Source organism: Pseudomonas sp. TE21435, from assembly GCF_056279265.1.
Map to the genome: position 1 here is coordinate 3,187,309 of NZ_JBWBQZ010000001.1, position 23,550 is coordinate 3,210,858.

At 63.6% G+C, this 23,550-nt stretch carries 19 protein-coding genes and 1 tRNA gene; 11 read left to right on the top strand and 9 right to left on the bottom strand.

The window, feature by feature from the left end:
- Positions 1-128 precede the first annotated feature (128 nt).
- Positions 129-2,438 (top strand): TonB-dependent Fe(3+) dicitrate receptor FecA, encoded by a 2,310-nt coding sequence (fecA, locus tag ACZ9C1_RS14345; RefSeq protein ID WP_476254098.1) that lies wholly within the window; start codon positions 129-131, stop codon positions 2,436-2,438.
- Between the two features lie 55 nt (positions 2,439-2,493).
- Here fecA and ACZ9C1_RS14350 read toward each other — a convergent pair whose 3' ends face one another.
- Together ACZ9C1_RS14350 and ACZ9C1_RS14355 are read right to left on the bottom strand one after the other, a co-directional pair.
- Entirely contained in the window at positions 2,494-2,976 is a 483-nt protein-coding gene (locus tag ACZ9C1_RS14350; protein ID WP_102682126.1) for a glutathione peroxidase, read from the bottom strand.
- 145 nt (positions 2,977-3,121) lie between these two features.
- Positions 3,122-3,607 (bottom strand): FKBP-type peptidyl-prolyl cis-trans isomerase, encoded by a 486-nt coding sequence (locus ACZ9C1_RS14355; RefSeq protein WP_046854201.1) that lies wholly within the window; start codon positions 3,605-3,607, stop codon positions 3,122-3,124.
- On the opposite strand from ACZ9C1_RS14355, the gene ACZ9C1_RS14360 reads away from it, so the two are divergent.
- From ACZ9C1_RS14360 to ACZ9C1_RS14375, 4 genes are all read left to right on the top strand, one after another.
- On the top strand, positions 3,606-3,908 hold the full coding sequence (locus ACZ9C1_RS14360; RefSeq protein WP_198755867.1) for a DUF3565 domain-containing protein: 303 nt from the start codon (positions 3,606-3,608) through the stop codon (positions 3,906-3,908). The genes ACZ9C1_RS14355 and ACZ9C1_RS14360 overlap by 2 nt on opposite strands.
- Before the next feature lie 32 nt (positions 3,909-3,940).
- Positions 3,941-6,031, top strand: coding sequence for a phosphate acetyltransferase (gene pta / locus ACZ9C1_RS14365; protein WP_457378140.1), 2,091 nt, complete (start codon positions 3,941-3,943; stop codon positions 6,029-6,031).
- A gap of 189 nt (positions 6,032-6,220) precedes the next feature.
- Positions 6,221-7,399 (top strand): acetyl-CoA C-acetyltransferase, encoded by a 1,179-nt coding sequence (locus tag ACZ9C1_RS14370; protein WP_277502030.1) that lies wholly within the window; start codon positions 6,221-6,223, stop codon positions 7,397-7,399.
- Between the two features lie 446 nt (positions 7,400-7,845).
- Positions 7,846-8,733: a hypothetical protein gene (locus ACZ9C1_RS14375; protein WP_023631032.1), complete on the top strand. Its 888-nt coding sequence runs from the start codon at positions 7,846-7,848 to the stop codon at positions 8,731-8,733.
- Positions 8,734-8,800: 67 nt separating this feature from the next.
- Here ACZ9C1_RS14375 and ACZ9C1_RS14380 read toward each other — a convergent pair whose 3' ends face one another.
- A complete protein-coding gene (locus ACZ9C1_RS14380) occupies positions 8,801-9,508 on the bottom strand; it encodes an SDR family oxidoreductase (protein WP_476254099.1) in 708 nt (235 codons plus the stop codon).
- 76 nt (positions 9,509-9,584) lie between these two features.
- Between ACZ9C1_RS14380 and ACZ9C1_RS14385 the strand changes: the two genes are divergently transcribed.
- A complete protein-coding gene (locus ACZ9C1_RS14385) occupies positions 9,585-10,553 on the top strand; it encodes a bile acid:sodium symporter (RefSeq protein ID WP_476254100.1) in 969 nt (322 codons plus the stop codon).
- A gap of 134 nt (positions 10,554-10,687) precedes the next feature.
- Here the strand turns inward: ACZ9C1_RS14385 and ACZ9C1_RS14390 are convergent, their stop codons facing one another.
- Together ACZ9C1_RS14390 and metE are read right to left on the bottom strand one after the other, a co-directional pair.
- Complete coding sequence (locus tag ACZ9C1_RS14390) at positions 10,688-11,206, bottom strand: histidine phosphatase family protein (protein ID WP_476254101.1); 519 nt, start codon at positions 11,204-11,206, stop codon at positions 10,688-10,690.
- A gap of 135 nt (positions 11,207-11,341) precedes the next feature.
- On the bottom strand, positions 11,342-13,645 hold the full coding sequence (metE, locus tag ACZ9C1_RS14395) for a 5-methyltetrahydropteroyltriglutamate--homocysteine S-methyltransferase (protein WP_476254102.1): 2,304 nt from the start codon (positions 13,643-13,645) through the stop codon (positions 11,342-11,344).
- 301 nt (positions 13,646-13,946) lie between these two features.
- Here metE and ACZ9C1_RS14400 point away from each other — a divergent pair, with 301 nt between their 5' ends.
- From ACZ9C1_RS14400 to ACZ9C1_RS14410, 3 genes are all read left to right on the top strand, one after another.
- Entirely contained in the window at positions 13,947-15,434 is a 1,488-nt protein-coding gene (locus ACZ9C1_RS14400; RefSeq protein ID WP_476254103.1) for a methylenetetrahydrofolate reductase C-terminal domain-containing protein, read from the top strand.
- Between the two features lie 171 nt (positions 15,435-15,605).
- On the top strand, positions 15,606-16,388 hold the full coding sequence (locus ACZ9C1_RS14405; protein WP_139668906.1) for a hypothetical protein: 783 nt from the start codon (positions 15,606-15,608) through the stop codon (positions 16,386-16,388).
- 514 nt (positions 16,389-16,902) lie between these two features.
- Positions 16,903-17,499: a transglycosylase SLT domain-containing protein gene (locus ACZ9C1_RS14410; protein ID WP_434729102.1), complete on the top strand. Its 597-nt coding sequence runs from the start codon at positions 16,903-16,905 to the stop codon at positions 17,497-17,499.
- Between the two features lie 144 nt (positions 17,500-17,643).
- Here the strand turns inward: ACZ9C1_RS14410 and ACZ9C1_RS14415 are convergent, their stop codons facing one another.
- Positions 17,644-17,874, bottom strand: a complete 231-nt coding sequence (locus ACZ9C1_RS14415) for a hypothetical protein (RefSeq protein ID WP_102682137.1) — start codon at positions 17,872-17,874, stop codon at positions 17,644-17,646.
- A 682-nt stretch (positions 17,875-18,556) separates the two neighbouring features.
- Between ACZ9C1_RS14415 and ACZ9C1_RS14420 the strand changes: the two genes are divergently transcribed.
- Entirely contained in the window at positions 18,557-19,951 is a 1,395-nt protein-coding gene (locus ACZ9C1_RS14420) for a J domain-containing protein (RefSeq protein ID WP_476254104.1), read from the top strand.
- 68 nt (positions 19,952-20,019) lie between these two features.
- Here the strand turns inward: ACZ9C1_RS14420 and ACZ9C1_RS14425 are convergent, their stop codons facing one another.
- Positions 20,020-21,216, bottom strand: a complete 1,197-nt coding sequence (locus ACZ9C1_RS14425) for an IS256 family transposase (protein WP_016391483.1) — start codon at positions 21,214-21,216, stop codon at positions 20,020-20,022.
- A 361-nt stretch (positions 21,217-21,577) separates the two neighbouring features.
- Here ACZ9C1_RS14425 and ACZ9C1_RS14430 point away from each other — a divergent pair, with 361 nt between their 5' ends.
- Positions 21,578-22,783: an ISL3 family transposase gene (locus ACZ9C1_RS14430; RefSeq protein WP_457378950.1), complete on the top strand. Its 1,206-nt coding sequence runs from the start codon at positions 21,578-21,580 to the stop codon at positions 22,781-22,783.
- 45 nt (positions 22,784-22,828) lie between these two features.
- On the opposite strand, the gene ACZ9C1_RS14435 is transcribed toward ACZ9C1_RS14430, so the two are convergent.
- Positions 22,829-22,904 (bottom strand) — tRNA-Thr (locus tag ACZ9C1_RS14435).
- 58 nt (positions 22,905-22,962) lie between these two features.
- Positions 22,963-23,373, bottom strand: coding sequence for a pilin (locus ACZ9C1_RS14440; RefSeq protein WP_476254105.1), 411 nt, complete (start codon positions 23,371-23,373; stop codon positions 22,963-22,965).
- Positions 23,374-23,550: the final 177 nt, after the last annotated feature.

Sequence of the window (23,550 nt, forward strand, 5' to 3'; positions counted from 1 at the left end):
CCATCGCGGGGCAAGCCCGCTCCCACGAAGAGCGGTGCCAGCGCACATTTATTTCATATCCGTTGAGCCATTTCGCGAACCTCGCGTGACAGAGAAGGCAGAACCCCTTGTCACAGGACCTCCGTCACATGCCCCTGCGCCTCAGTCCCCTCGCCTACGCCCTGATCCTCGCCGCCCCGTTCGCCCTGGCCGGCGAGCCCCGCGACTACCATATCGCGCCCGGCACACTGGAACAGGCCCTGAACCAGTTCGGTCGCGAAAGCGGCGCGCTGATCTCGTTCAACCCCGGCCTCACTCAAGGTCTGAACAGCCCCGGCCTGGAAGGCCAGTACGAGGTCGGCCAGGGCTTGGACGCCCTGCTGCGCGGCAGTGGCCTGCAGGCGCGTAAGGAGGCCGACAATGCCTATAGCCTGCAACCGCTGCCGGCCACGGGCGGCAATGCACCGGTCGAGCTGGGCGCCTCGACCGTGGTCGGCGATTGGCTGGCCGAGGCCCGCCAGGACAACGTCTTCGAGCACCCCGGTGCCCGCGACGTGGTACGCCGCGACGACTTCGAACGCAATGGCGCCAGCAGTGCCCGCGAAGTGCTCAACCGCATCCCCGGCGTCAACGCCCCGGAAAACAACGGCACCGGCAGCCACGACCTGGCGCTGAACTTCGGCATCCGCGGCCTCAATCCGCGCCTGGCCTCGCGCTCCACCGTGCTGATGGACGGCATCCCGGTGCCCTTCGCCCCCTACGGCCAGCCGCAGCTGTCGCTGGCGCCGATCAGCCTGGGCAACATGGACGCCGTCGACGTGGTGCGCGGCGGCGGCGCGGTACGCTACGGGCCGCAGAACGTCGGCGGCATCGTCAACTTCGTCACCCGCGCCATTCCCGAAGAGGCCACCTTCAAGGCGGCGATGCAGAACCAGCTCAGCCCGTCGTCCAGCCAGGATGGCCTGAAGAACAGCGCCAACCTGCTGATCGGCGGCACCAACGCCAACGGCCTGGGCGGCGCCCTGCTCTACTCCGGCACCCGTGGCAGTGACTGGCGCGAGCACAGCGACACGCAGATCGACGACCTGATGCTCAAGGGCAAGCTGCAACTGGACGACGCCAACAGCCTGCACGCCATGGCCCAGTACTACGAGGGCGAGGCTGAAATGCCCGGCGGCCTCAGCACGGCAGACTTCGACGCCGATCCGTACCAGTCGACCCGCTTGAAGGACAAGTTCTGGGGCCGTCGCACCCTGTTCAACTTCGGTTACGACTACAAGCAGGACGACCGCCAGTTCAGCGTCAACAGCTTCTTCACCAAGACCCTGCGCAGCGGCTACCTGGACCAGGGCAGCTTCGTCTCGCTGTCGCCGCGCGAGTACTGGGTGCGCGGTATCGAAACGCGTTTCTCGCAGGGCCTGGCCCTGGGCGACAGCTGGCACGAGCTGGGCGTCGGCTACCGCTACGTCAACGAAGCCGGCCATGAACTGCGTTACCGCGAGCCGGTCAACGGCGCCCTGCCGACCACGGCCAGCCGCAATGACCGCGACACCCGCGGCAGTACCGAAGCCCACGCGATCTACCTGGACGACCGCATCGACATCGGCCGCTGGACCATCACCCCGGGCATCCGCTACGAGATGATCGACTCGCGGCAGAGCAACAAGCTCAACGGCCAGCAGTACCAGGGCAGCTACAACACCGCCTTGCCCGCACTGAACGTGATGTACCACCTCACCGACGACTGGAACCTGTACGCCAACACCGAAGGTTCGTTCGGCAGCGTGCAGTACAGCCAGATGCCCAACCGGGTCAGCAGTGGCGAGGTGAAACCGGAGAAGGCGCGCACCTGGGAAGTCGGCACCCGCTACGACAATGGCGACCTGCAGGCAGAGATCGGCGCGTTCCTGATCAATTTCGACAACCAGTACGAAAGCAACCAGACCAACGACTCGGTGATCGCCCGTGGCGAAACCCGCCACCAGGGCATCGAGACCAGCGTGCGCTACGCCCTCGACGGCCTGAGCCCGGCCCTGGCCGGTTTCGATGTGCATGCCGGCTACGCCTTCGTCGACGCCACCATTCGTGAAGACGGTCCGAACAAGGGCAACCAGGTGCCGTTCTCGTCGCGCCACAAGGGCACGCTGGGCATCGGCTATACCGAAGGCCCGTGGCAGTTGAACCTGGACAGCAGCTTCCAGAGCAGCCAGTACGCCGACAACGCCAACACCGGCAGCGAGAGCGCCGACGGCAGCACCGGGCGCATCCCCGGCTACATGCTGGTCAGCACCCGCGCCGGCTATGACTTCGGGCCTGCGCTTTCGAACCTGAAGGTAGCGGTGGGGGTGAAGAACCTGTTCAACCGCGAGTACTACACCCGCTCGTTCGATGACAACAACAAGGGCAAGTACGTGGGAGAGCCGCGCACGCTTTACGTGCAGACGTCCGTGGCGTTCTAGGTTGCCCGGGCCCGTGTTGCCCAGCGCCGGCGGGCCGGCGCTGGGCAAACCATGATCAGGCCAACGCTTTCTCGATCGCCTGCACCACGGTCGGATCGTCTGGCGCGGTACGCGGGGCAAAACGTGCCAGCACCCGGCCATCCTTGCCGACCAGGAACTTCTCGAAGTTCCAGGTGATGTCGCCGGGGAACTCGGCGCCTTCGCCCGCCAGCAGGCGATACAGCGAATGACGTTGCGCGCCGTTGACCTCGAGCTTGGCCCCCAGCGGGAAGCTCACGCCGTAGTTGAGGCTGCAGAAGTCCTGGATTTCCTTGTCGCTACCAGGCTCCTGGCCTGCGAACTGGTTGCACGGCAGGCCGAGCACGTTGAAGCCCTGGCCCTTGTACTGCTGGTGCAGCTTTTCCAGCGAAGCGTATTGCGGCGTCAGGCCGCACTTGGAGGCGACATTGACCACCAGCACCACCTGGCCCTTGAACGGTGCAAGGGGCAGGTCCTCGCCGTTCAGCGCCTTCAACGTCAGGTCGTGAAATGCACTCATGATGAAATCCCCTCTCAGGTTCCGATTGCCGCAGGGGCGAATCCCGCCCACGAAAAAGGCGCGCGGCCAAACCGTCCACCCTCCCGAGGAGGGCAAGTCCGGCTTGCCCGAGCGCCTGGCGACTCTCTGAGCTTAGCGCAGAAAATCAGTGGTGATGGCCACCTTCACCGTGGATGTGACGGTGAGCGATTTCTTCTTCGCTGGCGTCACGCACGTCGACAACCTTGACCTTGAAGTTCAGGCGCTGGCCAGCCAGCGGGTGGTTGCCGTCGACGGTCACGTCGTCGCCGTCGATGTCGCGGATGGTGACGATCTGCATCTGGCCGTCCGGCGCCGAGGCGTGGAACTGCATGCCGACTTCCAGTTGGTCGACGCCTTCGAACATCTTGCTGCTCAGGGTGCTGACCAGCTCGGCGGAGTACTCGCCGTAGGCTTCTTCGGGTTCGATGGCAACGGTCAGCTCCTCACCAGCCTGCTTGCCTTCCAGGGCTTTTTCCAGGCCCGGGATGATGTTGCCGGCACCGTGCAGGTAGACCAGCGGCGCACCACCGGCGGAGCTGTCGATGACCTCACCTGCGTCGTTGGTGAGGGTATAGTCGATGGAGACAGCCTTGTTGGCGGCGATCAGCATGGGGCAAGACCTTTTGCAAAAGAATATAGAACGAACAAGTGTAACCAACGCATCGGCCGATTGCGAACCCGGCGCGGACCAACAGCAGCCCATCAGTCGGATCACCGGCTTCCACCTCGACGAAGAGCGGCACTGGGTGGTCGAGCTGTCCTGCGGCCACACCCAGCATCTGCGCCACCAGCCGCCGTGGCAGGCCCGGCCCTGGGTGCTCGATGCCAACGAACGCGCCCGGCGCATCGGCCAGGTATTCGCCTGCGGCTGGTGCGCTCAAGGTGCCGTTAGCGCTACCCTTGGCCGCTGAACTCCTTGCACCGCTTATTCCGAGAAGCACGCATGCAGACATTTTTCATCGCGCCGACCGACTTCGGTGTCGGCCTGACCTCCATCAGCCTGGGCCTGGTGCGCACCCTGGAGCGCGCCGGGCTGAAAGTCGGCTTCTTCAAGCCGATCGCCCAGCCGCACCCCGGCGACACCGGCCCGGAGCGCTCCAGCGAACTGGTCGCCCGCACCCATGGCATCAAGCCGCCGACGCCCCTGAGCCTGGGCCATGTCGAACGCATGCTCGGTGACGGCCAGCTCGACGAACTGCTCGAACAGATCATCCGCCTGTACCAGCAGGCCTGCGTCGGCAAGGACGTGGTGGTGGTCGAGGGCATGGTGCCGACCCGTCACGCCAGCTATGCCGCCCGGGTCAACCTGCACCTGGCCAAGAGCCTGGACGCCGAGGTGATCCTGGTGTCGGCGCCGGAAAACGAGGTGCTCAGCGAGCTGTCCGGCCGCGTCGAACTGCAGGCCCAGCTGTTCGGCGGCCCGCGCGACCCGAAGGTGCTGGGGGTGATCCTCAACAAGGTGCGCACCGACGAAAGCATGGCCGATTTCGCCACACGCCTGCGCGAGCACTCGCCGCTGCTGCGCGGCAACGACTTCCGCCTGCTCGGCTGCATCCCCTACCAGGCCGAGCTCAACGCCCCGCGCACCCGCGACGTGGCCGAGCTGCTCGGCGCCCAGGTGCTCAACCCCGGCGACTATGACCAGCGGCGCATGAGCAAGATCATCATCTGCGCGCGCACCGTCGCCAACACCGTGCCGCTGCTGACCTCCGGCACCCTGGTGGTGACGCCGGGCGACCGCGACGACATCATCCTCGCCGTGTGCATGGCGGCGATCAACGGCGTGCCCCTGGCCGGCCTGCTGCTGACCAGCGACAGCAAGCCCGACCCGCGCATCCTCGAGTTGTGCCGCGGCGCCCTGCAGGCCGGCCTGCCGATCCTGTCGGTGAGCACCGGCTCCTACGACACCGCCAACCAGCTCAACTCGCTGAACCGCGAGATCCCGGTGGACGACCGCGAGCGCGCCGAGTTCATCACCGACTTCGTCGCCAGCCACCTGGACGCCGCCTGGCTGCACCAGCGCTGCGGCACGCCACGCGAGCTGCGCCTGTCACCGGCGGTGTTCCGCTACCAGTTGATCCAGCGCGCCCAGCAGGCCAACAAGCGCATCGTTTTGCCCGAGGGCGCCGAGCCCTTGCTGGTGCAGGCTGCGGCCTTGTGCCAGGCCCGGGGCATCGCCCGTTGCGTGCTGCTGGCCAAGCCCGAGGAAGTGCAGGCCGTGGCCCGCGCCCAGGGCATCAGCCTGCCGCCGGACCTGGAGGTGCTCGACCCCGAGGTGATCCGTGGCCGCTATGTCGAGCCCATGGTGAACCTGCGCAAGAGCAAGAACCTCAACGCGCCGATGGCCGAGCAGCAACTGGAAGACCCGGTGGTGATCGGTACCATGATGCTGGCACTCGGTGAAGTCGACGGCCTGGTCTCGGGCCTGGTGCATTCCACCGCCAACACCATCCGGCCGGCCTTGCAGCTGATCAAGACCGCGCCAGGCAGCAGCCTGGTGTCCTCGGTGTTCTTCATGCTGTTCCCCGACCAGGTGCTGGTCTATGGCGACTGCGTGATGAACCCGCACCCCAGCGCCGCCGAGCTGGCCGAGATCGCCCGGCAGAGCGCCGAGTCGGCCGAATCGTTCGGCATCGCGCCACGGGTGGCGATGCTCAGCTACTCCAGCGACTCGGCGGCCAGCGACGAAGAGGTGGAGAAGGTCCGCGAGGCCACGCGCCTGGCGCAGCAGGCCGAGCACGACCTGCTGATCGACGGCCCGTTGCAGTACGACGCCGCCGCCAACCCCGAGATCGCCCGCCAGCTGGCGCCCGCCAGCCCGGTGGCCGGGCGGGCCACAGTGTTCGTGTTCCCCGACCTGAACACCGGCAACACCACGCACAAGGCGGTGCAGCGCAGCGCCGACTGCGTCAGCCTCGGGCCGATGCTGCAAGGGCTACGCAAGCCGGTCAACGACCTGCCGCGCGGGGCGCAGGTGGACGACATCGTGCACACCATCGCCTTGACCGCGATCCAGGCCAGCACCGTGCGCTGAACGGCAAAGGGCCGCCATGCGGCCCCAGGCTCACGGGAGCGGCCAAACCTGGCCCTGACCGAATGAAGGCATGCCGCGACCCCGATCATTCATTTGAATTTCGGATCAATGGCAAAGAAAAACAAACTTCTCAAATAAGCCCCGGGCGCGGATGCTGTGACGATCACGCTCGTATCCTGGAGAACAACAATGAACGAAGTCGTCATCGTCGCCGCCACCCGCACTGCCATCGGCAGCTTCCAGGGGGCCCTGGCCAACGTGTCCGCCGTGGAACTGGGCGCCGCGGTGATCCGCCAGCTGCTGGCCCAGACCCAGCTGGACCCGGCCCAGGTCGACGAAGTGATCCTCGGCCAGGTGCTCACCGCCGGCGCCGGGCAGAACCCCGCCCGCCAGGCCGCCGTCAAGGCCGGCCTGCCTTACGAAGTACCTGCCCTGACCCTGAACAAGGTCTGCGGCTCGGGCCTCAAGGCCCTGCACCTGGCCGCCCAGGCCATCCGCTGCGGCGACGCCGAGGTGGTGATCGCCGGTGGCCAGGAGAGCATGAGCCTGGCGCCCTATGTGATGCCCTCGGCACGCACTGGCCAGCGCATGGGCCACGGCCAGTTGGTCGACAGCATGATCAGCGACGGCCTGTGGGATGCCTTCAACGATTACCACATGGGCATCACCGCCGAGAACCTGGTGGACAAGTACGGCCTGACCCGCGAGCAGCAGGACGCCTTCGCCGCCGAGTCGCAGCGCAAGGCCGTGGCCGCCATCGAGGCCGGCCGCTTCAAGGACGAGATCACCCCGATCCACATCCCGCAGAAAAAAGGCGAGCCGCTGGTGTTCGACACCGACGAGCAGCCACGCCCCGGCACCACCGCCGAGTCCCTGGGCAAACTGCGCGCCGCGTTCAAGAAGGACGGCAGTGTCACCGCCGGCAACGCCTCCAGCCTCAACGACGGCGCCGCCGCCGTGCTGCTGATGAGCGCCAGCAAGGCCAAGGCCCTGGGCCTGCCGGTGCTGGCGAAGATCGCGGCCTACGCCAGCGCGGGCGTGGACCCGGCGATCATGGGCATCGGCCCGGTGTCGGCAACCCAGCGCTGCCTGGACAAGGCCGGCTGGCAGCTTACCGACCTGGACCTGATCGAAGCCAACGAGGCCTTCGCCGCCCAAGCGCTGGCGGTTGGCAAGCAGCTGGAATGGGATGCGGCGAAGGTCAACGTCAATGGCGGCGCCATTGCCCTGGGCCACCCGATCGGCGCGTCGGGCTGCCGGGTGCTGGTGACCCTGCTGCACGAGATGATCAAGCGCGATGCGAAGAAAGGGTTGGCGACGCTATGCATCGGCGGCGGCCAAGGCGTGGCCCTGGCAATCGAACGCTGACCTGACGGCTTTTGGGGCTGCTTTGCAGCCCATCGTCGGCAAGCCGACTCCCACCCCGTTCGCACTGCCCAATAGCCATGCGCTGTTTCGGTGGGAGCCGGCCCGCTGGCGATGGACCGCAGAAGCGGCCCCGAAGACCTGTTGCCCACCCTGAACAATCGCCATCCACAAGCACTAGTTGTAATTAATAGTGCAGCTTTAAAGAGCTCATAAAAGAAACAAACATATTCAAATGAACACTTAACGTCTCATCAACTTAACCCCTCACGATAAGCAGCTGCGCCATTAATTCGAATACTCTCACCAGCGCCCCCTACTTTCCGACTGCCACCAAAACAACACTTTGACACTTTCAAGGCGCCCTCTAACCTGTGTCAGGCACTCCCTGAACTGCTTAAGTTCGAGCGCAATCGACCCTATAAATAAATCTGCTAAAGGGATTTGACATGCACGCTCCAGGAGCAATCCCATCGGAAAAAGAAAGTGCCCACGCCTGGCTGACGGAAACCAAGGCGAATGCAAAATCCACTGCGCTGCGCGGCAACATTTTCGCGCAAGACTACAACCGCCAACTGCTCACGGCGACTGGCCAATCCATGCGCAGCGGCGCGGATGCCATCAACCCCTTCTTCAGCCCGGCCAAGGGCACGGCGACCGGCAGCTATGCCAAGGATGCGGACGCCAACGTCAGCCCCGGCAGCGCACCAGTGAGCATCTACGAAGGCCTGCAGACGGCCATCGACATTGCCCGCCGACGCTCCGGCTACAACCCACTGGACCAGCCGACCGACCAGAAGCCGAAGTCCGCCGGTGACCGTGAGCACTTCATCGCCTTCACCCAGCAGATCGCGGAAATCCCGTTCCTTTCCCTGCTGGCAGCGCAAGTCACGCAGATCCAGCAAAAAAGCCATGACGCCAACGCGCTGGTCGACTCATTCGTCAAAGGCTTCATCGGCCTGAAGAACCAGGATGTCGAACAGATCAAACAGTCCCTCAGCAGCCTGGTGAATGCGGCACTGTCCTATTCCGAGCAGACCGAGCGCCAGTCGAACTTCAACCAGAACATCCTGCAAACCGGCGACAGCGGCTCGGTGAACTTCATGCTGTACGCCAGCGAATTCACCATCAAGGCGTCCAGCCACAAGGGCACCATCACCTTCCAATCGTCTTACACCTTGTCCCAGGCGATCTACCAGCTGTCGGTGGAAAGCTGGAACAACGTCAAAGACGTGTTCTCCAAACAGCAGAAGACCGATACCCAGCAATGGCTCGGCGATACCACCACGCAAGTGCGCGAAGGCTCAAAACTGCGGGCGATCTGTCTGGTCAGCTGAGACCTTCGCCCAGGCCCGACGGGTTCTCCTGTCGGGCCTTTTCAGCATCAGTGCGCGCCCTCGCAGCTCAGAAGCGCTCGTCGCGCAGCGCCGGCAAGGTGATGTCGCGCACATAGCTGGCCGACGACAGATTCAGCATCATCCGGCACACCTGCACCACATCGTGCAGCGGGATCAGCGAGCCCTCGCCCCGCCGTTCGGCCTCGGCCAGCGGCACGTCCAGGCCATCCTCGGTGTTCAGGTAACCCAGGTTCAGGCAACTCACCCCCAGGCCCTGTTCGCGGAAACCTTCGCGCAAGCTTTCGGCGATGCCGCGCAAGCCGAACTTGCTGGCGCCGAAGGTCACCTCCGGGCGACCACTGCCCGGCAGGCCGGAGGTGGAGCCGGTGAGGATGATCCGTGGTCGGGCACTCTGCAGCAGCAGCGGCAGCAGGCGCTTGATCAGCAGCAGCGGCGCGGTGATGTTGGTGTCGACCATGCGCTCGATCTGCGCCTCGTCATCATCGAGGAAGCTGTAGCCTTCCTCGAAGGCCCGCGCCTCCCAGATGCCGACGTTGTACACCAGCACGTCCAGCCCACCGTCGGCCACCGCCTCATGGATGATCGCCGCGGCCTGGCGCGGCTGGCCGAGGTCGGCCTCGATCCACTGCGCCGCGCCCGGCAACGCCACCGGCCTGCTGCGCGACACACCGATCAGCGTATCGCCATGCCCACCCAGGCCCTGCACCAGCGCCTGGCCCAATCCCTTGCTTGCACCGACCACCAGAATTCTCATCGAATCACTCCCTATGGACTGCGCCGGATAGTACCCTGCCTGCCCCAGTAATCCAGTCGGAAATGCCAGGCCGCCCGTGGACAGAGCGCAACTCGAGCAAAACCAGATCCCCCTGTACTTCATCGCCGTAGCGCTGGCCGCCGTGCTCGGCCTGCTCGCACCCGGCGCCGCCGGCGCGCTCGAAGCGCTGGTGACCCCGGCCATTGCCGTGCTGATGTACGCGATGTTCCTGCAGATCCCGTTCCTCGACCTGCGCGCGGGGCTTGGCAATCGGCGCTTCATGGGCGCGCTGCTGCTGGCCAACTTCGTGCTGGTGCCGCTGCTGGTCTGGGCCGGCACACGCGGGCTGGCCGAGCACCCCGCCGTGCTGGTCGGCGCCCTGCTGGTGCTGCTGACGCCGTGCATCGACTATGTGGTGGTGTTCACCCACCTCGGCAAGGGCGACGCGCGCCTGACCCTGGCCGCCACGCCCGTGCTGCTACTGGTGCAACTGGCGCTGCTGCCGCTGTACCTGGCGTTGATGCTCGGCGGCGCCGGCCATGTGGAGATTTCCGTGGCGCCATTTGTCGAAGCCTTCGTGCTGCTGATCGTGCTGCCACTGCTGCTGGCCGTCGCCACCAGCGCCGGGGCGCGGCGCTCTGCGCTGGTTTCGAAGTGGAACGATGCCTGGGCCTGGCTGCCGGTGCCGGCCATGGCCCTGGTGCTGATCGCGGTGATCGGCTCGCAGATCGGCGTGGTCGCCAGCCGGCTGGACGACCTGCTGCCGGTAGTGCCGGTGTATGTCGGCTTCGCTTTGCTGGCGCCGCTGCTCGGATGGTTTGCGGCGCGGCTGTTCAAGTTGTCCACAGGCGAGGCCCGGGCGGTGACCTTCAGCGCCGCCACGCGTAATTCGTTGGTGGTGCTGCCGCTGGCGTTGGCGCTGCCTGAGTCGATCCGGGCGTTGGCGGCAGCGGCGGTTATTACCCAGACGCTGGTGGAGTTGGTCAGCGAGCTGGTCTACGTTCGTGTTGTGCCGAGTTTGGTACGAGCCGATCATTCAAGCTGATGTCGTCGGGGCCGCTTCGCGCCCCTTTCGCCGGCAAGCCGGCTCCCACCCCGACCGCTCTGCTCTCAAGCCAAGTGCCATCCCTGTGGGAGCCGGCTTGCCGGCGAATGGGGCGCGGAGCGGCCCCACAATGCTCAGCCCAGTCGCACCCGCCACTGACCGTAATGGCTGAAACGCACATTGGCCAGGGGCTGCACATCTATGCGGTGGAAGGATTGCAGAGGCGCGCCCAGCGCATGCAGCATTGCGGCGCGGATGACGAAGGGGTGGGTCACGGCGATCCATTCACCCTCGCCCAGGGCGCTGTCCATCCAGTGGGCAACACGCTCGCACAGCGCGGCCAGCGATTCGCCGCCGTGAGGCGTGGCATGGGGGTCGCTCAGCCACGCCTGCAACGCGGCCTCATCCAGTTGCTTGAGCGGCTGACCTTTCCAGGTGCCCAGGTCGCAGTCGCGCAGCCCCTCATCAACCGTCGCCCTCAGGCCCTCGGCCGTCTGCCGGGCGCGCAGCTCCGGTGCGCTGAGGTAGCGCACCGCCGGTTCAGGCACAAGCGAGGGCAACTCCAGCAACGGCTCACTATCCAGAGCGAAACGCCCCACCCTTTGCGCCGCGGTGCGGGCGTGGCAGATCAGGGTGAGGTGGATGAGCTTCATGGCAGGGCTTCGGCAGGGATGTCCGGGCACTCTAGCCGAAGTCCGGGGAACATGCGCGGGCCCAATCGCGGGGCAAGCCCGCTCCCACAACGCCGGAATGAACCTACGTGGGAGCGGGCTTGCCCCGCGATGGGATCAGGCCGAAGCGCGCAACTCGCGGGCAGCGGCGACCATGTTCACCAAAGCTGCCTCGGTCTCCGGCCAGCCACGGGTCTTCAAGCCGCAATCCGGGTTCACCCACAACCGCTCGGCCGGAATCCGCTGTGCCGCCTTGCACAGTAGCTTGACCATCTCCTCCTTGCTCGGCACCCGCGGCGAGTGGATGTCGTACACCCCCGGGCCGATCTCGTTCGGGTAGGCGAAACGCTCGAACGCCTCCAGCAACTCCATGTCGGAGCGCGAGGTTTCGATGGTGATCACATCCGCATCCATCGCCGCGATCGACTCGATCACATCGTTGAACTCGCTGTAGCACATATGGGTGTGGATCTGCGTCTCGTCCCGCACGCCCGAGGCACACAGGCGGAACGCCTCGGTGGCCCATTCCAGGTAGCGCGGCCAGGCGCTGCGGCGCAGCGGCAGGCCCTCGCGGAAAGCGGCCTCGTCGATCTGCACGATCTTGATGCCGGCGGCTTCCAGATCGACCACTTCGTCACGAATGGCCAGCGCCAGCTGGCGTGCCTGCACCTCGCGGCTCACGTCCTCGCGCGGGAACGACCACATCAGCATGGTCACCGGGCCGGTCAGCATGCCCTTCATCACCTTGCGGGTCAGGCCCTGGGCGTACGTGATCCAGTCCACGGTCATCGCCTTCGGGCGGCTCAGGTCACCGAAGATCACCGCTGGCTTCACGCAGCGCGAACCGTAGCTCTGCACCCAGCCGAAACGGGTGAACACGTAGCCGTCCAGCTGTTCGGCGAAGTACTCGACCATGTCGTTGCGCTCGGCCTCGCCGTGCACCAGTACGTCCAGGCCGAGGTTCTCCTGGATCTGCACCGCATGACGGATCTCGCTGTGCATGGCCTCGATGTAGTCGGCCTCGGTCAGCTTGCCCTGCTTGAACGCCTGGCGCGCCAGGCGGATGGCCGCGGTCTGCGGGAACGAACCGATGGTGGTGGTCGGAAACGCCGGCAGGTTGAGCCCGGCGCGCTGCTTGGCGATGCGCTGCTCGAAAGCGGTGGTGCGCTGGCTGTCGGTTGGCTTGATCGCGGCGACTCGGGCCTGCACCGCCGGCTTGTGAATCCGTGGCGAGGTGGCGCGGCTGCGCTGCACGGCGCGGCTCTGCGCCAGCGCCGCCAGTACCTCGTCGGCTTCGGGCTGGTTCAGTGCCTTGGCCAGCAACGTCACTTCGCGGCACTTCTGCACGGCGAACGCCAGCCAGCTTTTCAGTTCGTCATCGAGCTGGTCTTCACGGTCCAGGTCCACTGGGCTGTGCAGCAGCGAGCACGACGGCGCCACCCACAGGCGATCACCCAGGCGCTCATGGGCATGGCGCAACACCTCCAGCGCCTTGTCCAGGTCGCAGCGCCAGACATTGCGGCCGTTGACCACGCCCAGCGACAGCACCTTGTAGGCCGGCAGGCGGTCGAGGATGGTCGGGTACTGGTCCGGGGCACGCACCAGGTCGATGTGCAGGCCATCGACCGGCAGGTTGGCGGCCAGGCCGAGATTGTCTTCGAGGCCGCCGAAGTAGGTGGCGATCAGTTTTTTCAGCGGCGCGCGCTGGAGGATGTTGTAGACCCGCTCGTAGGCGTTCTTCCAGTCCTGCGGCAGGTCGAGGGCGAGGATCGGCTCGTCGATCTGCACCCACTCCACGCCCTGCACCGCCAGGCGGTTGAAGATCTGGTCATACAGCGGCAGCAGGCGGTCGAGCAGGTCGAGCTTGTCGAAGTCGGCGCCCTTGGCCTTGCCCAGCCACAGGTAGGTCAACGGGCCGATCACCACCGGCTTGACCGCATGGCCCAGGGCCCTGGCCTCCTCGACCTCCTCGAACAGCTGCTCCCAGCTCAGGGCGAATTGCTGGTCGGCGCTGAACTCGGGGACCAGGTAGTGGTAGTTGGTGTCGAACCACTTGGTCATCTCCTGGGCGTGGGCACCACCGCAGCAGCTATCGCTTCGGTCCGTCGCCACGGCGCCTCGGGCCATGGCGAACAGGGTCTGCAGGGTCGGCTTGGCACCGTCCTTGGCACGGAAGCGTTCGGGGATCACGCCAAAGGTCAGCGAGTGGGTCAGCACCTGGTCGTACCAGGCGAAGTCGCCGACCGGCAGCAGGTCGATGCCGGCATCCTTCTGCACCTGCCAGTGGGCGGCACGCAGCTCACGGCCCACGGCGCGCAAGCCGGCTTCGTTCAGCTCGCCCTTCCAGAACGCTTCCTGGGCTTTCTTCAACTCACGGTCGCGGCCGATACGTGGGAAACCCAGGTTGTGTGCCAGTGCCATGTCGTGGTCCCTCGATCTTTTTAAAATGAATGAGGGAGATTCTGGGCTGCGGTTTAATGTGAGACAAACTCATTAAATTTGAGATGAACTCAAGATTTGTTCATAGTGCCAATTCCTGTGATGAGCCATTACAGCCATCGAAGTTGTTGCAGGCTTCGTGGGAGCGGGCTTGCCCCGCGATGACGTCGCCCCAGGTGACCCAAATGTCTCAATCAACACACTCACCCGCGCAATCAGACATGCCAACGCCGCCCACCTGTCGCACACTGCCACCCTGCCCCAACCCGGTAGCCCACACCCCATGAGCCTGCTGAAAACGACCCTGGACGCCAACGCCTTCGCCTGTATCCTGGAGTTCGTGCCCAAGCCCAGCGCCGAGCGTTTCGCCACCCTCGACACCCTCATGGCCCGCACCCAGCTGTGCGGCTGGCCGCTGACCGTGGCCATCGGCGACCGCGTCGGCAGCGCCCTGGACATGTCGCCGCTGGACGCCTTCAACAGCCTGGCCGAGCCCGTCCCCGCCCTGCTGCACTTCTCAGGCAAGGACCGCGAACGTCGCGAACTGCTGGCGCAATTGCAACGCATGGACGCCGCCGGCCTCGACCAGCTCCTGCTGCTCACCGGCGACCGTCTGCCCGGCCACGTCCCGGGCGAGCGCCCGGTGCGCTACCTCGAATCCGTCGCCGCCCTGCAGATCGTCCGCCAGGCCCGCCCGCACTGGCTGCTGGCCGCCGCGCTCAACCCGTTCAAGTACCAGGAGGCCGAAGGCGGCGCGCAGTACTGCAAGGCTGAAAAGAAACTCGCCGCCGGAGCCGACCTGTTCATCCTGCAACTGGGTTTCGATATCGATAAGCATCAGGAAGCCTTCGACTGGATGCAGCGCCAACCCCGCCCCAAGCCGCTGATGGCCTGCATCATGGCGCTCACCGAGGGCCGTGCCGGGATGCTCGAGCATGTTGCCGGGGTGACCGTCACGCCATCGATGCGCGCACTGCTGGCCGCCGAGGCTGCGGTTTCCAAGACCTACGCCAAGCAGCGCGCCAACCAGCGCCTGGCCTTGCAGGTGATCGGCCTGAAGTTGATGGGCTATGCCGGGGTGCACTTGTCCGGTATCCACGAGGTGGCGCAGTTCGAGGCGCTGGAGCAGGCCATCAGCGCACTGCAACCGCAGTTCACCTCACTGGAAGACTGGACCCCGGCCTGGGAAGCGGCCTGGCAGGAAGCGGACCTTGAGCCGGCCACCTTCCATCCACCCGGGCACGCCTGGCGCCTCGGGCAACGGCAGATCACCGCCTCCAACAAGGAAAAGGTTCGCTATCACCTGCTGTCGGCGATGCACCACCAGCTGTTCAGCCGCACCACCGCCTTGAGCAAGGCCTTCGGCTGGGCCGTGACCCGGCCACTGTGGGCCAACCCCACGGCGGCGCAGTGGCTGCACCAGCTGGAGCGGCGTATCAAACGGCCGATGGTGGGCTGCGATACCTGTGGCAGTTGCCGGCTGGAGGACACGCTGTATATCTGCCCCGAGACCTGCCCCAAGGGGCTGGCAAACGGGCCGTGCGGCGGCACCCGCCTGGACCGTTGCGAGTTTGGCGATCGGGAATGCGTGCACAGCGCCAAGTATCGGCTGGCGGTGAGCGTGGGCAGGACCGAGGTGCTGCGTGAGCGGCTGATTCCCTGTGTGCAGGTGGAGAACCGGCAGCGTAGTTCGTGGCCGGGGTGGTTCGAAGCGGCCACCTCGAGATCGCCCTCCCGGCAGCCCGACGTCGCTGCGGAGTTCAACGAGTAATACGCCTATAGCCATGCGCATTGTCCGTCGGAAAAGTCACTGACCGAGCAGCAAACGAAGTACTGGCATTCCTCGCCCGCTCCCGGCTCGAACCCTGCGTTTTACCCAAGGTATACTCCCGGCCCGTCGCGCCCAGAGTGGCGCGCGTAGCCTTCATGCGCAGGATGCCTTATGTCAGTTCAGCAACACGTTACCGCCGCCGATACCCTCCTCACCGCCACACCCGAACCGCTCAGCCGCGCCGTTGAACAGGTGCGGCAGGCCGAGGCCAGCCTGCACCAGCGCCGGCGCCAGGTCACCCTGGCATTCATGGGCGTGCAAGCCGCCTACTGCGCCTATCTGATGCTCAAGTGGATCTGGCAGGGCCATTACATCGGCGGGCCGATCTATGCCGTGTTGCTCTGGTGCCTGTTGTGGCTGCTGTACTACCCGGTGTCGGTACTGTGGTACCCCCGCCAACGCGCGCTGGACAAGGCCTGGCGCACACTCGATGCGGCGCGCATGGAGCATGGCAAGGCATTCCTGGCCAGCCAGGCCCTGGGGCCATACCGCTGGGTGTGCCGCGGCGGGCGCATGCTGGCGGTGTTCCCCGACAGCCACGCGCTGTATGTGCTGGCCCCGGAAACCGGCGAGTGCCACGCATTGATGGATGCGCCACGGGTGGTCAAGCAAGTGCGCGTGGACGAACAGGCTGTCACCCGCAGCACTACCAAGACCACCACCAAGCACGGCTGGCGCAACGTCTACGCGTTCAACAACCATTTCGGCATGATCGGCGGCGGCAAGTCCCGCTCCACTTCGACCACCACCCACGACACCGTGCGCACCTTCACCCTGCACGTGCAGTTGCAGAGCGCTGGCCAGCATCCCTACTGGCTTCAGCTGCCCTTTGCCGCCGACTGGCAAGAGGCGCGCAACTGGCAGTTGCTCATCGAGCAAGCGACCGGGCGCTGAGCGTGCCTATGCCGCCCCACCTGCCGGGGCGGCCTTGTGCCGCGCCTGATGGCATTGGCAGAGCGTCATGCCCGGCTGCCGCGCCAACACCACGATGACCGTCCGCCGACGCAGCGATGATGAACCGCCGCTCAAAGGCCACGGCAGATCGATGCCGTTGAAACTTTTTAACAATCATTAGCAAGGTTCATAAAGTTGGCCAACTGCCGCGATTGCTACGGTGCGCACCCATTCGAAGCTCCGCCACTTGGGCCTCCCGCCCCAAGCGGACGCACCTTGGAGACACCCCGCAGCCGAGCAGCCACTTTCGCGGCATGGTCGCATCTGTCGGGGTGATATAGAACGGCTACCTGAGCGTCGCGTATGAAGAGTATTGCTCCTGTAGGCTTTTCACTGCAGGGCAGAGCAAAAGCTCGGCATCGTGTGATCGCCCGCTGATTCATCTGCATCTCAAAAGAATGTATAAAGCGTCAGCGCCCTGCGACCCCGACGTCCGCACAAGGAAACCCCCTCCATGCTTCGGCTCACCCTGCCGGCCCTGCTCCTGGCTGTAGCCGGCTGTGCCACCAAGCCGCCCGCCAACCCCGACAACCTCTGCGAGATCTTCCGCGAGAAGCCGAAGTGGCACGAGGCGGCGTTGAAGATGCAGGCGCGCTGGGGCGCCCCGGTGCAGGTGCCGATGGCGATGATGTACCAGGAGTCCTCGTTCAAGCACGACGCCCTGCCGCCGCGCTATTACTTCCTCGGCTTCATCCCCTGGGGCCGGGTGAGCACCGCCTACGGCTACGCCCAGGCCAAGGACGAGACCTGGGCCGACTACAAGCGCGAAGCCGGCGGCTGGGGCGCCGCCCGTGACGACTTCGCCGACGCCCTCGACTTCATGGGCTGGTACATGCAGAAGAGCCAACGGGTGAATGGCACGTCCAAGTGGGACGCCTATGGCCAGTACCTGAATTACCACGAAGGCTGGGGTGGCTACCGCAACCGCAGCTACGATGCCAAGCCGTGGCTGAAGAACGTGTCGCAGAAGGTGCAGGCGCGGGCGTCGGTGTTTGGGGCGCAATATCGGAGTTGTGAGCAGGAACTGGCTCGGGGTGGGTGGTTCTGGTAGACGCTGATTCGGGGGTGATGAAGCACCGGGCAAGCGATGCGTTGCCGACCGGGCACGCTCTTGCAAGACGCGATGGTTCAAGTGAAGTCTGCTCAGGACACACCCCGCAATAGGGCCGCAAAGCGGCCCCGATGATGCGCAGCATCAGCCTGTAGAAACACCCTCTTCTTTCATCACCTCCAGCTTGCCGAACTGCTCACTGGCCAAGCGGCTGATGATCCGGATCGCCTGGTGAATGCCCGCCGTGTTGCGGAAGCTCAGTTGCGGGTTGTGCTCGCACTCGAGCACCTCGTCATGCTGGACCAGCGCCTCGCCTAGCAGTTCGAGGGTCCAGACGTAGCTTTGCAGGGTAGACATGCGGTCACGGTCAGTCATGGGACACCTCGCGGTTGGCGCGTTCGGCGAGGGATTGGCTGTCGATCGGGTAGAAGGCTGGGGATGGGGTGGCCGCACGGGTTGGGCGGCGGAGAGCGGATGCGAGGATCCTGTACAGATTTGCGAAATGCATGCATGAGGTCCTTTTCGGTTGAAGCACCACACCATCGTCGCCAAACGAATAGGGTGGCAGCTGTACGCAGGTTGGCGAACCGAGGAAAAGGAACCCGGCAGACCCGAAGGTCTCCCACGCACAGCCGCCATTACACGGAACTGCGGACACAAAAAAAGCGCCTGCAATCGTGGTCGGGGCGCCGTTGCGCCTTTTTCGGTCGGGTCGCCAAACCCGGTCGCGGAAATGGCCGCGACGGAGGGAATTTATTCCTTGGGAGCTGCTAATGCAAGCTCAGGACGGTCGGGAAAAGGCAATGGAGGCTGCGAGAAATTGCCTACATCGTAGAGAATGGGTGGTGGGCTTGTAAAAGTGCTACACGCAGACATGGCTCCCTTGGTTAAGTTGGACTGTCAAAGTGGCAATTAGCTACTATTGGGTATACCCGCGAATTGGCATTCTTCGGATCGTTACTCCAGTATTCTCAAGCCACTTGCTTGCGATTGAGGGTGTCCATTCGATCTGAGCCACACGTACCTGCTAGCCACTAGGGCTGACAAGGATAGTTTCATGCAAAGCGACAAAAACGACCCTCATGGTTTCTATGCAGTTCTGGGCGTGAGCCCCGCCGCCACAGATGACCAGATCAAGGCAGCATATCGCAGGCGTGCAATGGACCTACACCCTGACCGTAACGCCGCGAAAGACACCACTAAGCAATTTCAATTTTTGAATGAGGCTTATGCAGTGCTCTCAGACCCGGAATTGAGAGCCGAATACGATAGAAGAGAGCCCGCCAGTACAAGCGCCGAACCAACCGCGTCTGCGATTCCGGATCCTATCAGCTGTACGATCTGCGCAAAGGTTTCAGCCCAGCCTAGGGTAGTAGTTTTCCGCTCCGTGAAAAGCTTCCTTTTGGTCACTCTGCGGAAGCCTATAGCTGGTGTCTACTGTAGTGACTGTGCTCAAAAGCAGTCCTTGAAAGCGTCTGCAATCACCTGGCTGCTGGGTTGGTGGGGCTTTCCGTGGGGGCCGATCTATACGCTACAGGCGCTAGTGACGAACATGTTCGGAGGTACCCAGCCACCTCTTGAGAATGCCCGGATGCTGGGCTACCAGGCTTACTATTTCTATGCGACCGGTCGGCCCGACTTGGCACAGTCACTTGCTCAAAGCGCGATGACGTACTGCAAGAAAATACCAAGCGAATCCAGCCCTGGAGGGGTATCAGTAAAAGAGAAAGAGAGCCTGACCGGCAACCTCGAATTGTTCATGCGGGAGCTAGGAGGCCTCACCGAGGCCAAGCAGCTAAAAAGCAGCTGGGGGCTGATCCATAAGCGCTTCTTCATCCATTTGGGTGCAATCGTCGCAGTAGGTTTAGGGATTGCTATTGCTGTAATCAATGCACCTGCATCTCGTTACACACCGCCGCTAGGACCAATGCCCTACTCGGCTCAACCTATTGCAACACAATCACCAATCAACCCTAACGGAAAAACTGCTCAGAGTAGCCCTGCCACAGCGTCACCAGCGGCAGTCACCAAACAGGTCTATGTCAGACCTAAAGCAACTCCGAATGGCCGTCCATGGCCAAAAAACGCAGGTTATCTGGCAGGCGAGCCTCAAACCCACACGTCCGGTCATTCAGAAGTAACAATCGACAATACGCGGAACAGTTCGGATGTCTTTTTGAAGCTCGTGGCGCTACAAGGGACCGTGGCTCGTCCGGCACGGCAGGTATTCATCCCAGCGCACAGTCAGTTCACGATGAAAAACCTCACGCAAGGCCGCTATGACGTTCGCTACCGAGACCTCAAATCCGGTGGATTATCTCGATCAGAACCCATGCAATTAACTGAAAAGACTACGTATCGCGGTACTGAGTACGCGGTGATCACACTCACCCTCTATAAAGTAGCGAATGGGAACGCAACAACCTACGCACTTTCTGAGGATGAGTTTTAGCTCAAGGTTTGGATTGTGTCCCAGGAAGTGGTGTAACTCATCATGGCTCTGGCCACTGAGTTTGCCGTTTAGTTGATCACGGCCGACAGCTTGGCCTGTGGATTATCGCTGACCGCTTCGAAGGCCTCCAACTGCATGTAGCGTCTTTGCAGGCACCACTCGTCGTTCTGCTCCAGCAGCATCGCGCCTACCAGCCGTGTGATGGCCGGATCGTTGGGAAAAATCCCCACGACATCGGTGCGGCGTTTGATTTCAGCGTTAAGCCGTTCAAGCGGGTTGGTGCTGTGTAACTGCTGTCGGTGCGCTTTTGGAAACGCCATGTGAGCCAGCACTTCATCCTCGCAGCCGTCCATGAGTGTCGCGATCTTGGGGTATTTTTCGCGCAGTTGATCAGCGACCAAACGCCATTGCTGATGGCATTCGGCACGGCTGTCCTGGGCGAAGACCGTGCGCAGCAGCGCCGCTACCATGGTGCGCTGGCCCTTGCCGACATGGGCCATGGCGTTGCGCATGAAGTGCACGCGACAGCGCTGCCAGGTCGCATTGAAGACCTTGGACACAGCTGCTTTCAGGCCTTCGTGGGCGTCGGAGATGACCAGCTTCACGCCCCGTAAGCCACGTCGCATGAGGCTGCGCAGGAAGTCTGTCCAGAACGGCTCGGCCTCCGATGGCCCAACCCGCATGCCCAGGACTTCGCGGCCACCGTCAGTGTTCACGGCCACGGCGATTATTACGGCGACCGAGACGATGCGCCCGGCCTCCCGCACCTTGACGTAGGTGGCATCGATCCAGAGGTAGGGCCAGTCACCTTCAAGTGGCCGATCAAGAAACGCATGAACGCGTTCATCAATCTCGCCTGCCAGCCGTGACACCTGGCTTTTGGAAATGCCGGTCATGCCCATGGCCTTCACCAGCTCATCTACTGAACGCGTTGAAACGCCTTGAATGTAGGCCTCCTGAATGACCGCCGCCATGGCCTTCTCGGCGGTGCGTCGAGGTTCGAGGAAGCCCGGAAAGTAGCTGCCTTGGCGCAACTTGGGGATCTTCAGGTCGACGTCGCCGGCACGGGTTTGCCACAGGCGGTCACGGTAGCCATTGCGGCTGTTTGTCCGGTCTGGGCTTTTGACATCGAAGCCGGCACCGCACAGGCCTTCGACATCGAACTCCATCATGCGCTGGGCAACGAACTGGATCATTTGCTTGAGCAGATCAGCATCTGCCCCTTTCTCAACCAACTCGGTCAATGCGATAGTGGGCTTGGTCATCGTGGTTTCTCTGGTGAAGGTTAAGTCCGCAAACTCAACGTTAGCCAAGAACCACGATGACCATCCTCTTTCGCCCGCAGGGCGCCTTCGGCTGGTTCAGTTACACCACTTCCCGGGACACGATCCAAAAAGGGCCCCCAAAAGGCGACGGATGTATTTTCTCGCTAGGCAGCAGGTAGCTAAGCGAATCGTACGAGTCGATCCGATGCACACGGTCGAGGGAGCACGACTGAAAACACTTAGCTCTTTCTCGAGGCACAAAAAAAGGTTCTTCACGGAATCCCGGGAAAGACAGAAACAAGAACGCCGGTTTGATGGATGATGTTCGTGCGAGCAAACACATCTACAAACCGGCGTTCTTGTGCACGATATTAATACGTTTCTGCCCTTTTGGGAGGGCTTTTCTGTCACCGCGATCCGGCATGACGGCAACGACCTGTTGATCGACCTGATTCCGCAGCCCACCAGATTCCCCACCTGCAGCGGCTGTCATCAGCCCAGCACCGCCATCCACGAATACTGTCAGCGCTCAATCCGTGACCTGCCCATTCTTGGCCGGGCGGTGCGATTGAATGTCGAGCTGCGACGCGTTGGGTGTAGCGCATGTGGCAAGCGAATGGAGTCAGTCCGCTGGCTTGACCGCTATTCGCGGATGACCAGGCGTTTGTCCGAAGCCGTGATCCAGGCTTGCCAAAGACTGCCCACCTTGCACGTCGCGGAGCTGTTTGGTTTGCATTGGGACAGCGTGCGTTTGCTGGAGCGGCGGGCGCTACAGGCCGCACTGGAGAAGCTGCCGAGGGCCCAGCCCAGACGCTTGGTGATGGATGAGTTCGCTCTGTTCAAAGGGCATCGCTACGCCAGCGTGGTGTTGGATGCCGACACTCGCCGGGTGCTGTGGATTGGCGAAGGGCGTAGCCGAGCCGCTGTCAGGCCCTTTTTCGAGGAGCTGGGGCCGGAGGGCTGTGCACGGATCGAAGCAGTGGCAATGGACATGAACACCGCATTTGACTTGGAGGTGCGCCAACATTGCCCTAGGGCACGCGTTGTCTATGACCTGTTTCATGTGGTCGCCAAGTATGGGCGAGAGGTGATTGACCGGGTACGGGTCGATGAGGCCAACCGCCTGCGCCAGGACAAACCCGCGCGCAAGGTGATCAAGCAAGCGCGGTGGCTGCTGCTGCGCAATCCAGAGAACCTCAAGCGAGAAGATCAGCAGGTACATCTGCAGGATCTGCTGGCGGCCAACCAATCGCTGATGACAGTTTACTTGATGAAGGCAGAGCTCAAAGCCCTGTGGTCGCCTACCACCGCTTGGGGGTGGCGATCAGCCTGGAAACAGTGGCTGCGCTTGGCTGCTGAAAGCGAAATACCGGCGCTGAAGCAGTTTGCTAGACGGCTGAAGGGATACTGGCGCGGCATCCTGAGCAGGGTGCGATGGCCCATGCACACCGGGCAGTTGGAAGGCATAAACAACCGGATCAAGGTGATCAAGCGGATGGCTTACGGCTACCGGGACAGCGAATTCTTTTTCATGAAGATCAAGTATGACTTTCCCGGCAATCCGTGAAGAACCCAAAAAAAGGCCTGCATCGCTGCAAGCCTTCTTGATATCTGGTGCCGGAGACAGGAATCGAACCTGCGACCTTCGCGTTACGAGTGCGCTGCTCTACCGACTGAGCTACACCGGCGTGTTGCGCAACGTACCACTGCCGTGTCGGTTACGCAAACCCCTGTTTCACCTCACTTTCATTGCACCGTGCAGCCATTGGGCGCGAGGTCTTCCTCTACCGTGGTCACGCAGGTCCAGCCTGCCTGGGTACGCGCCAGGGTCACGGTCTTGCCCAGCACATTGGCCGGTGCGTCGGCCAGGGTGCAGGCGATGCTGGCGGTGCCGTCGGCGGCCTTGCCGCTGGCGGTGATCGCGCAGTGGGCGGTGGCGGGCTGGCCGCCGAGGCTGGCGACGTCGGGCACGTCCTTGCCGTCGTTCAGGCGCACGTCCATCGGTGTCTTCAGCGCGGAGATTTCCAGCAACGCGGCGGTAGCCTTGGCGTGGGCCTGATGGTTGGTGTACAGGGGGATGGCGATGGTCGCCAGGATGCCGATGATCGCGACGACGATCATCAGTTCGATCAGGGTGATACCTCGTTGCCCTTTCATGAACGGTCTTCCTTCGTGATACGTGGAGGCGCGGCGGGCGCTTTCATCGTGGCGCGCCCCGGCCGGCAGGCGCGCAGTAGGCCTGAACCGACACCTTTTGTCACCCCTGCGCGGCGGGGCGTCATCTTCGCTGGACTACTCTAGTGAGCCACAGGGAAACGCGCCCGGCAGCAGGCC

Excerpts from the sequence above, each read along its gene's own strand:
- fecA (WP_476254098.1), top strand. The coding sequence starts at position 129 with ATGCCCCTGCGCCTCAGTCCCCTCGCCTACGCCCTGATCCTCGCCGCC.
- ACZ9C1_RS14350 (WP_102682126.1), bottom strand. The coding sequence starts at position 2,976 with ATGAGTGCATTTCACGACCTGACGTTGAAGGCGCTGAACGGCGAGGAC.
- ACZ9C1_RS14360 (WP_198755867.1), top strand. The coding sequence starts at position 3,606 with ATGGGGCAAGACCTTTTGCAAAAGAATATAGAACGAACAAGTGTAACC.
- ACZ9C1_RS14355 (WP_046854201.1), bottom strand. The coding sequence starts at position 3,607 with ATGCTGATCGCCGCCAACAAGGCTGTCTCCATCGACTATACCCTCACC.
- pta (WP_457378140.1), top strand. The coding sequence starts at position 3,941 with ATGCAGACATTTTTCATCGCGCCGACCGACTTCGGTGTCGGCCTGACC.
- ACZ9C1_RS14370 (WP_277502030.1), top strand. The coding sequence starts at position 6,221 with ATGAACGAAGTCGTCATCGTCGCCGCCACCCGCACTGCCATCGGCAGC.
- ACZ9C1_RS14375 (WP_023631032.1), top strand. The coding sequence starts at position 7,846 with ATGCACGCTCCAGGAGCAATCCCATCGGAAAAAGAAAGTGCCCACGCC.
- ACZ9C1_RS14380 (WP_476254099.1), bottom strand. The coding sequence starts at position 9,508 with ATGAGAATTCTGGTGGTCGGTGCAAGCAAGGGATTGGGCCAGGCGCTG.
- ACZ9C1_RS14390 (WP_476254101.1), bottom strand. The coding sequence starts at position 11,206 with ATGAAGCTCATCCACCTCACCCTGATCTGCCACGCCCGCACCGCGGCG.
- metE (WP_476254102.1), bottom strand. The coding sequence starts at position 13,645 with ATGGCACTGGCACACAACCTGGGTTTCCCACGTATCGGCCGCGACCGT.
- ACZ9C1_RS14400 (WP_476254103.1), top strand. The coding sequence starts at position 13,947 with ATGAGCCTGCTGAAAACGACCCTGGACGCCAACGCCTTCGCCTGTATC.
- ACZ9C1_RS14405 (WP_139668906.1), top strand. The coding sequence starts at position 15,606 with ATGTCAGTTCAGCAACACGTTACCGCCGCCGATACCCTCCTCACCGCC.
- ACZ9C1_RS14410 (WP_434729102.1), top strand. The coding sequence starts at position 16,903 with ATGCTTCGGCTCACCCTGCCGGCCCTGCTCCTGGCTGTAGCCGGCTGT.
- ACZ9C1_RS14415 (WP_102682137.1), bottom strand. The coding sequence starts at position 17,874 with ATGACTGACCGTGACCGCATGTCTACCCTGCAAAGCTACGTCTGGACC.
- ACZ9C1_RS14420 (WP_476254104.1), top strand. The coding sequence starts at position 18,557 with ATGCAAAGCGACAAAAACGACCCTCATGGTTTCTATGCAGTTCTGGGC.
- ACZ9C1_RS14425 (WP_016391483.1), bottom strand. The coding sequence starts at position 21,216 with ATGACCAAGCCCACTATCGCATTGACCGAGTTGGTTGAGAAAGGGGCA.
- ACZ9C1_RS14440 (WP_476254105.1), bottom strand. The coding sequence starts at position 23,373 with ATGAAAGGGCAACGAGGTATCACCCTGATCGAACTGATGATCGTCGTC.